Genomic DNA, 7,334 nt, shown 5'->3' with positions numbered 1-7,334 from the left:
CTGACCATTCCCACTCATGGATGGGTCATCTATTCAATCTAAAAAAGAAGGTTTTTTCTAACAACATTACCGTCTTCAAAAACAAAAACAAAAACAGCCTTCCTCTCACTTCCTACTTGGAGTCTTCATACATCATTCGAACACCAATTAAGCACTGACCATTCCCACTCATGGATGGGTCATCTATTCAATCTAAAAAAGAAGGTTTTTTCTAACAACATTACCGTCTTCGAACACAAAAACAGCCTTCCTCTCTTTTCCTACTCAAGGTCTTAATACACCATTCGAGCACCAATTAGGCACTAACCGCTCCCACACATGGATGGGTCATCTATTCAATCCAAAAAAAGAAAGGCTCTTCAGCCCTTCTTCTCTACGCGTTATTTTTAATTGTCTCTAACGTCGTTTTATCCGTTGCTCTTACAAGCTTCGTAATTAACTCTTTTGCTGCCGCATAATCATCAACATGTAAAATAGAAGCATGTGTATGAATGTAGCGTGCACAAACACCAATTACTGCTGATGGGATACCAGAGTTACTTGTATGTACACGACCAGCATCTGTACCACCTTGTGAAATAAAGTATTGGTACGGAATGTTGTTTGTTTCTGCTGTATCTAAAATGAATTCGCGCATTCCTCTATGTGTTACCATCGTGCGATCGTAAATACGAAGAAGGGCACCTTTTCCTAATTGACCGAACTGCGTTTTGTCACCAGATGCATCGTTTGCTGGACTTGCATCAAGCGCATAGAAAATGTCTGGTTGAATCATATTTGCAGCGGTTTGCGCTCCGCGAAGACCTACTTCTTCTTGTACAGTAGCACCAGAATATAATGTATTTGGTAATGTTTCGTCTTTTAATTCTTTTAACAATTCGATTGCAAGACCACATCCGTAACGGTTGTCCCAAGCTTTCGCCATAATTTTCTTCTCATTTGCCATCGGTGTGAATGGGCAAATCGGCACGATTTGTTGTCCTGGTTTTACACCAATTTCAATCGCATCTTCATAACTATCTGCACCTATATCAATTAACATATTTTTTATATCCATCGGTTTTGCACGTTGCGCGTCACTTAATAAATGAGGAGGAATAGAACCAACAACCCCAATAACAGGACCATTCTTCGTCATAACTTGTACACGCTGTGCTAATAAAACTTGGCTCCACCAGCCGCCTAACGTTTGAAAACGAAGCATTCCGTTTTTCGTAATTTGCGTAACCATGAAACCTACTTCATCCATATGACCTGCTACAAGAACACGCGGGCCAGTTTCGTCCCCTTTTTTCAGACCAAATACGCTACCTAAACCGTCTTGTACAATTTCATCCGCATATTTGCTTAATTCTTGTTTCATAAAACGGCGTACATCATGTTCGAAACCTGATGCACCTTGTAATTCTGTTAACGTACGAAATAATTGCAATGTCTCTTTATTCACGAAGTCCCCTTCTTTCAAACCTTAGTAGAATACCTCTTTTATTGTAACGAAATTTTCGAAATGTTTCTAGTTTCTTCTTTTTTAGCTGTATTTGCTTTATAATTATTATCGGTACACTATTTTTATTTTATAGAATTGAGGTGAATATATGAGCTGGAAAGGTTTAGTAGCAGGTCTTGGCGTTGGGTTCGCAGCTGGTTATCTCGTTGCAAACAAAGTACAAGAACAATCCCATATTTCTTCAGAAAAAGCATTGAAAATGGTGAAACAAGCATTAAGTCATAAAGGTGAAATTACTGGCTCTTGGGTACATATGGTTCCAGAGACATTTGAAAAATATGATGTCGCATATGAAGTTTATCGCGGCGGTCTTACAACAATGTTAGATGATATACAAGAACGATTTGAATTTTTAGTTGATGCTAAAACAGGTACTATTTTAGAGGTTATAGCAGCATAAAACGGAGGGTTCCCATTAGGTGAACCTCTTATTTTTTTGAAATTGCGGGTATTGATTAAAATTATATCAGCGATTTTTTAAATATATCGACTTACCGGCAAAATTCTATAATAAAAAAGAAGCTGCTCCAATAAATATGATGGAACAACCTCCTATTTTTATGCTTCTATACTCGTTTTCCGTTCTATTTTTTCTACGATACGACCTTCCTCATTCCACTTCACAGCGCGATAATATGCGTCATGGTAAAACGTAAACCATGCCTCTTTTTCAGCACCATACTTCATCCATTTTTGTTTATTTTCAATCGAGGTCATCGGATAATCATCGTATGCCATTACCCATAATACATTTTGATGCGCGTGCGTCGGCAAGAGATCTGCTAAATGTAGCATCGTTTCCCCTTGACTCTCCAAAATGATGACTGCATGTCCATCACTATGCCCACCCGTATGTGCCATCTTGATTTCATCTGTAATTTCTATTTCTTGCTGGAACGTAACAACTTGATCTACAATTGGCTCCCAATTTTCCTTCCAATATGTATTACGTGATCTAATATTTGGACTTCTCATTTCATTCCATTCTGTTTCACTTACGTAAACTTTCGCATGTGGAAATGCCGGTACAAGGTGATCATCTTCCCATTTTGTTAGACCAGATGCATGATCAAAATGAAGATGTGTCATCAAGACGTAGTCGATATCTTCAGGCTTTAATCCTAATTTTTCTAATGATTCATAAACCGATGATTCTTCTGTTACACCTTGATTGCGTTTCATCTTCTCATTCAACTTACCGTTTCCTATCCCGGAATCAATGAGCATATTTCCATCTTTTGTTTGCAAAAGTAACGGATCTGTTCGTAAATAAATATGATTTGTATCATTATGTTTATATTTACGTGACCAAAGTACTTTCGGCACGACTCCAAACATTGCTCCTCCATCTAAATGTGTATTCCCGCCTTTTAACCACGTTACTTTTATATCTCCAATTTGTAACTGTTCCATTACACATCCCCCTTTTTAATTAATCTTAACATAAAATTCTGATTATTTTAGGTGTAAAAAAACCTACGCATTACTGCATAGGCTCTGTACGATATTTTGCTTCAACTCGGTAAATACGATGACCTTTACTAGAGAATTTCTCTTCGTATTCAGTCATGATGTTACCTTCAAAGTCGCTGTTATGAAGATCTAAGCTTAAGTACGTTAGTAACATACCATACTCAGCCATACTCATAAGAGAATATTCAAATAAACCTTGGTTATCTGTTTTGAAATGAATTTCTCCGCCTTCTACTAACACTTCTTCGTAATTACGTAAAAATGTTTTATACGTTAAACGACGCTTCGTATGACGTTTCTTTGGCCAAGGATCTGAGAAGTTTAAATAAACGCGATCAATTTCACCTTTCGCAAAGAAAACTGTTAAATCTTCAGCATCTTTATTAATTAACTTTAAGTTTGGTAATTCTTCTTCAATTAATTTATCAAGTGCATCTACAACAACACTTGTGAATTTTTCAATTCCAATATAATTAATATGTGGATTCGCTTTCGCCATATCATACATGAAGCGGCCACGACCTGTACCTACTTCAATGTGAATTGGTTGTTCGTTTCCAAATACTTCTTTCCAGCTACCAGCGCGCTCCTCTGGGTTTCCGATTACGATATGTGAATATTCATTAATTCGATCCATTGCATACGGTTTATGTCTTAAACGCATAGATGTTTCCCTCTCTTTACATAGCTATTTTAAAGGAATAATTCCTTCTTTCTTTTTTAATCAATCTATCAAACAAAAAACCAAGTACGTACGAGCACTCGGTCCGTTTCTTTCAAGTATAAGATGTACCATTTTGATAAAAACTACATACAGCATTAAACATTCCATGACGAAACAGCTTTTTCTCTTACATTTGAAGAGAAAAACAATCGAAAGGATGATCCGTTCATGCCAATTAATCAACAACATCAATTAGAAGTGCTGAAAGATATTTTAGTCAACCACCAAAGTGATTGCTGCGGGACAGTTTCAGAATGCGAGCAATTAGAGCGCCTCATTCAATCGTTACTCGCAAACGATAATATAAGTAGTGACGCTAAAACAATGCTAAACGATGTATATTCTTATAGTCAATCGGGTAAATCTTCCTCTAATTTGGACAACCATATTTCCAATAATCAAGAACAACTTACTCAGTGGATTGCTGGAATGGACAATTTTTCTTAAGTATCATTCTGAAGCAAGTAGTTGCTGTAAATATTGATGCCAATATTCAGCTTCTGCTTGCTGTTTTTTTGTTGTATGCCATTGAATAGACAAAATCGTTTGTGCTATCACATACCATCTCATACGCCTAAGCAGCGATTCATCCATTTCAATATCATAGTAACCGAGCCACTCACTCCATTCCTGGCGCGGAATGTACCAATATAATAACATACCGAGGTCTAGAGCTGGGTCAGCAATTACAGCTCCATCCCAATCAATTAAAAACAATTCATCTTCATCCGACAATAGCCAGTTGTTATGATTTACATCACAATGGCATACAACGAATTCATTGTATTCAATAGCTTTTAATGAATCCATTAAATATTGAAGGCCTTGCTGAATTGTTTCATCATCCCTTATATCTCCTCTTAAAACGAGTTGCAGTTGTTGTAATAACTCTTGTGCGTGAAGCGGCTGCTTCCCAAGTCTTTGAATCATCTGTACAAGCGCTTTAGAGGAGTGTATTTTCTTCAAAAGTTTCGCAACACGTTCTAGTTTCATATCCTCTGGCTCTAGCTTCTGTCCCGGAAGCCATTTTTGAGCAGAAATTACATCACCATTCGTTACCCTTCTTGTCCAAAGTAATTTTGGAACAATTCCTTCTGCTGACAATACCGCTAAAAAGGGCGATGTATTCCGCTTTAAAAATAACTTCTGTTGTCCGTTTTGCGCAATATATGCATCGCCCGTTACTCCACCAGCCGGTACAAGACTCCACTCTTTTCCTAATAATTGTTCCAACCATTCCATATTCATTACCCGTTAACAAATCCTTATCTTTTATAGTTATGAAAAGAAAAACCGCAACATTTCTACACATGTTGTGGATTCATATATTTTACTGTAAATGAAAAGAAAAATTAGCCTAAGCCAAAAATCCTCTATTTTATTTTACAAAACCTGTCATAGAATGACAACTTATCAAAATCGTCACCTTTGTCAATTCTACATTTATTACATTCTCATCGTCAAGTAGCGATTTGTCACATTATCGTCAATATATACGTGCTAATTGGAGCGAGCTTAAGTTCCTTTCCTCTAAATGAAGAAATTGGCTCTATTTTCGCTTCGTTTTCGTTTACTAACACATGCCACGTTGCTTCTTTCGGAAGTTGCACAGTTTTAGCTTCTAAACCGCTATTAAATAAGACGATAATCTCTTTCCACGGCCCAAACGTTTCTGCATGCTCTAGGTGATATGCAAGTACTTCTGTAGATGTTTGTAAAAAAGTCATATGTTTTTTTATAAGGTCTGCGCTTTGTAATCGGAATGCCCCATGCTCTTTACGAATCGCAATTAAACCTTTTATATAGTTAACGGTCTCTATCTCTTTCTCTTTTTGATCCCAATCTAATTGATTGATCTCATCATTTGCATTATAACTATTTTCATTTCCTTTCTTCGTACGATAAAACTCTTGCCCTGCGTGTAAGAAAGGAATGCCTTGTGAAAGAATAACCATTGCGCTCGCTAACAGGTGACGTTTTTTCAAAATCGTTTCTGATTCTTCATTACTGCGCACTAGTTTATCCCACATCGTCATATTATCATGACATTCTACATAGTTAATGCTTTGCGCTGGCTCTAGAAACAGCCCTGTTTCTTTCATACTTAAAAGACTTCCTGCTGCAATATACTGCAAATGATTACAGTCTACATGCCCACCAAATGCAAAACCACGCTTATTTATATGAAATGTACTCCCTTTTATCCCATCACGAAATTGATCATTAAACTGCGCGATATGTGGCATTTTCTTCGCATTATTTAACGTTGCTTTTTCTTTGGCAGGAAGCGGTGTTTGTAAATCCCATCCTTCTCCTAATAACAAAGCATCTCGTTTTATGTTTCGCACTTCTTTTTCTATCATATTCATTGTATCAACATCTAAAATTCCCATTAAGTCGAATCGGAATCCATCGACATTGTATTCAGTAAGCCAATATAAAATAGACTCTACAATGAATTTCCTCATCATTTTCCGTTCAGACGCTATATCATTTCCGACTCCCGTCCCATTAGAAGGCATACCATCTTCACCATGACGAAAATAGTATCCTGGAACAAGCTTTTCAAATGATGATAGCTCTCTTTCATAAACATGATTATAGACAACATCTATAATCACCCTAATACCTTGTTCATGAAATGTTTCAATTAGTTGTTTGCACTCAACTATCCTGTTATACGGATCAGAGGGGTTTGTAGCATAATATCCTGTTGGTGCATTGTAATATAATGGATTATATCCCCAATTATAGGCGGACGAAGGATTCGCCTCATCTACACCACCGAAACAATATAAAGGTAATAGTTCAACATGTGTAACACCTAAATCTTTTATATGAGACAACCCTGTTAATGTCCCATTCCGTCCTGTTGTTCCCTCTTCCATCAATCCTTTATATGTTCCCTTTTGAATTACTCCACTATTTGGATGTATAGTCGCATCACGAATATGCAGTTCATACAATATGGCATCTGTCATTGATTGTAATATTGGTAATCCCTCTCGTCTTGTTACATTCGTTTTTTCTAAATTGATAACAACACCATGTTTTCCATTTACCGTCACCGACTTTGCATAAGGATCCACAGCTTCGTTCCATATTAAATTAATACAAACAAGAAATGTATAGCGTGCTCCGTCTAAATCACCTTGTAATGTTTGAATCCAAACTCCGTTTTCTCCCCTGTACATTTCATGATCGGTATATTCTTTATCGCTCTTATAAATTCTTACTTTCGCAAGCCTTGCAGTTGGGGCCCATACTTTAAATGTCGTTTCTTCTTTTTGATAAACAGCACCTAAATCTGTACCTTCGTAATAATACTTTTCATCGAAACTTTTTGTTCGAATAACAGCACCTATTTGTAAATCAGTTTCTTCATTCCGTTCATCTCGTACTGTATAATACTTCCCCACATCTAGCGGCTCTTCTATAAAGCACTCATACTTCGTTGCATCTGGAAGCGCAATAGTATGAGCAATCGGTAAATCTTTCACATTACTTCCTTCTTGCAAACGAAATGTCCGACTTGTTCCATACGCATGTGGGAGCAAAATTGTAATTTTATTCATTTCATCTAAATAGGCATCAAATGGACGTTTTACTTTCAACATAAAAAAATCACCA

General features: G+C 36.8%; 7 protein-coding genes. 2 read left to right on the top strand and 5 right to left on the bottom strand.

All coding sequences use genetic code 11. The annotated features are described in order from the left end of the window. Positions 1-373: 373 nt before the first annotated feature. Entirely contained in the window at positions 374-1,447 is a 1,074-nt protein-coding gene (locus tag ACS2QP_RS15090; RefSeq protein WP_001031516.1) for a M42 family metallopeptidase, read from the bottom strand. 148 nt (positions 1,448-1,595) lie between these two features. Between ACS2QP_RS15090 and ACS2QP_RS15085 the strand changes: the two genes are divergently transcribed. Next, entirely contained in the window at positions 1,596-1,907 is a 312-nt protein-coding gene (locus ACS2QP_RS15085; RefSeq protein ID WP_106074598.1) for a PepSY domain-containing protein, read from the top strand. A gap of 158 nt (positions 1,908-2,065) precedes the next feature. Here ACS2QP_RS15085 and ACS2QP_RS15080 read toward each other — a convergent pair whose 3' ends face one another. Both ACS2QP_RS15080 and trmB read right to left on the bottom strand, forming a co-directional pair. Beyond that, the gene (locus tag ACS2QP_RS15080; RefSeq protein ID WP_017674324.1) at positions 2,066-2,920 is read right to left on the bottom strand and encodes a YtnP family quorum-quenching lactonase; all 855 of its coding nucleotides are present in this window, start codon (positions 2,918-2,920) and stop codon (positions 2,066-2,068) included. Positions 2,921-2,990: 70 nt separating this feature from the next. Then, positions 2,991-3,644: a tRNA (guanosine(46)-N7)-methyltransferase TrmB gene (trmB, locus tag ACS2QP_RS15075; protein WP_001239385.1), complete on the bottom strand. Its 654-nt coding sequence runs from the start codon at positions 3,642-3,644 to the stop codon at positions 2,991-2,993. A 228-nt stretch (positions 3,645-3,872) separates the two neighbouring features. Between trmB and ACS2QP_RS15070 the strand changes: the two genes are divergently transcribed. Then, positions 3,873-4,151, top strand: coding sequence for a YtzH-like family protein (locus tag ACS2QP_RS15070; RefSeq protein WP_001122235.1), 279 nt, complete (start codon positions 3,873-3,875; stop codon positions 4,149-4,151). A 3-nt stretch (positions 4,152-4,154) separates the two neighbouring features. Here the strand turns inward: ACS2QP_RS15070 and ACS2QP_RS15065 are convergent, their stop codons facing one another. Together ACS2QP_RS15065 and pulA are read right to left on the bottom strand one after the other, a co-directional pair. Continuing rightward, positions 4,155-4,952, bottom strand: coding sequence for a phosphotransferase family protein (locus ACS2QP_RS15065; protein ID WP_001986674.1), 798 nt, complete (start codon positions 4,950-4,952; stop codon positions 4,155-4,157). A gap of 227 nt (positions 4,953-5,179) precedes the next feature. Beyond that, the gene (gene pulA, locus ACS2QP_RS15060) at positions 5,180-7,321 is read right to left on the bottom strand and encodes a type I pullulanase (RefSeq protein WP_326234577.1); all 2,142 of its coding nucleotides are present in this window, start codon (positions 7,319-7,321) and stop codon (positions 5,180-5,182) included. Between the last annotated feature and the right edge of the window lie 13 nt (positions 7,322-7,334).

The organism is Bacillus cereus group sp. Bce019 (assembly GCF_051781745.1).
GTDB lineage: Bacteria > Bacillota > Bacilli > Bacillales > Bacillaceae_G > Bacillus_A > Bacillus_A cereus.
The sequence above is the reverse complement of the archived record's forward strand: the minus strand, read 5'-3'. Positions and strand labels throughout refer to the sequence as shown.

Excerpts from the sequence above, each read along its gene's own strand:
- ACS2QP_RS15085 (WP_106074598.1), top strand. The coding sequence starts at position 1,596 with ATGAGCTGGAAAGGTTTAGTAGCAGGTCTTGGCGTTGGGTTCGCAGCT.
- ACS2QP_RS15080 (WP_017674324.1), bottom strand. The coding sequence starts at position 2,920 with ATGGAACAGTTACAAATTGGAGATATAAAAGTAACGTGGTTAAAAGGC.
- trmB (WP_001239385.1), bottom strand. The coding sequence starts at position 3,644 with ATGCGTTTAAGACATAAACCGTATGCAATGGATCGAATTAATGAATAT.
- ACS2QP_RS15070 (WP_001122235.1), top strand. The coding sequence starts at position 3,873 with ATGCCAATTAATCAACAACATCAATTAGAAGTGCTGAAAGATATTTTA.
- ACS2QP_RS15065 (WP_001986674.1), bottom strand. The coding sequence starts at position 4,952 with ATGAATATGGAATGGTTGGAACAATTATTAGGAAAAGAGTGGAGTCTT.
- pulA (WP_326234577.1), bottom strand. The coding sequence starts at position 7,321 with ATGTTGAAAGTAAAACGTCCATTTGATGCCTATTTAGATGAAATGAAT.